Annotated in this window: 1 protein-coding gene and 1 pseudogene; one reads left to right on the top strand and one right to left on the bottom strand. The window is 66.0% G+C overall.

The annotated features are described in order from the left end of the window. Positions 1-154, bottom strand: a pseudogene (locus Q7T84_RS00070) (IS630 family transposase); the annotation flags it as partial. 565 nt (positions 155-719) lie between these two features. Here Q7T84_RS00070 and cysD point away from each other — a divergent pair. Further along, positions 720-1,307: sulfate adenylyltransferase subunit CysD (cysD, locus tag Q7T84_RS00065; protein WP_304805523.1), on the top strand; the 588-nt coding region annotated here is incomplete at its 3' end.

The following is a 1,307-nucleotide window of genomic DNA, read 5'->3' as shown; positions in this document are numbered from 1 at the left end:
GGCCGCGCGGCGCCCGGCCGTGGCGGCGAGCCATTTTGGTGGAGGCGCCGGTCTCGTCAATAAAGACCAGCCGCTCGGGGTCGAGGTCGGGCTGGGCGTCGAACCAGGCCTGACGGCGGCTCAGGACGTCGGGACGATCCTGCTCGGCCGCGTGCCCGGGCTTTTTTTGAGCGTGATCGCGCGGCGCTCGAAGAACCGCCACAGCGTCGAGACCGCCACAGCGATCCCCGACTGGGCCAGCCGCGCCCGCAGCTCTACCAGCGTGATATCGCCCTGGGCCTCCACCAGACCCAGGATCAGCGCCGCGTGGGCCTAGATCCGCGCCGAGCGCTTGTCGCCGCCCCGCGGCTTGGCCCGCACATCACCAGTCCGCCGCCGCGGGCTTGTCCAGCAGCCCGCACCCACCTTCCCCCCGGCTGATCCAATCGCGGAGTCTCTCGGCCGATGGTCGAGCGGGCTGCCGCCGACATCTGAATTAATTGTCAGGCTGCGTGAAATCGAAGCGTGACCCTGGGTCGCGTGAGAGTCCAACGCGGTCAAGCCGCTCCAATTTCCTCGTCGGCTTGTCAGGAAATCTCTATCGTCATCGGCGGTCGCGTCCCGTAATCCATCGCTGAGGGCCAATCCGCGCGCCGCCAGACACAGGCGAGCGGGTTTTTTCGTCATTAGTTTACAAGCAGGGTTCGGCCCCCGAGGTTCATGTGCAAGGTACAGCCCTGATGCAGGCCAAAGCGCCCGCGATCACCCCAGAAACCCTTACCCACCTGCAGCGCCTGGAAGCCGAGAGCATCCACATCATGCGCGAGGTCGTGGCCGAGGCTGAGCGTCCAGTGATGCTCTACTCGATCGGGAAAGACTCGGCCGTGATGCTGCACCTCGCGGCCAAGGCCTTCTATCCCTCCAAGCCGCCCTTCCCGCTGCTGCACGTCGACACGACCTGGAAGTTCCGGGCCATGTACGAGATGCGCGAGCGCATGGCCAAGGAGCTGGGCTTCGAGCTGCTGGTCCACAAGAACCCCGAGGCCGTCGAGCGGAACATAAACCCGTTCGACCACGGCTCGGCCCTGCACACCGACATCTGGAAGACCGAGGGTCTGAAGCAGGCGCTCGACAAATACGGCTTCGACGCGGCCTTCGGCGGCGCCCGCCGCGACGAGGAAAAATCCCGCGCCAAGGAACGCATCTTCTCGTTCCGCTCGGCCCAGCATCGCTGGGACCCCAAGAACCAGCGGCCGGAACTCTGGCGGCTCTACAACGCCCGCAAGAACCCCGGCGAAAGCATCCGGGTGTTCCCGATCTCCAACTGG

This window comes from Phenylobacterium sp. (genome assembly GCF_030654915.1).
Classification (GTDB): Bacteria; Pseudomonadota; Alphaproteobacteria; order Caulobacterales; family Caulobacteraceae; genus Phenylobacterium.
Note: the sequence above shows the minus strand (reverse complement) of the source record. Positions and strands in the feature narration are given on the sequence as shown.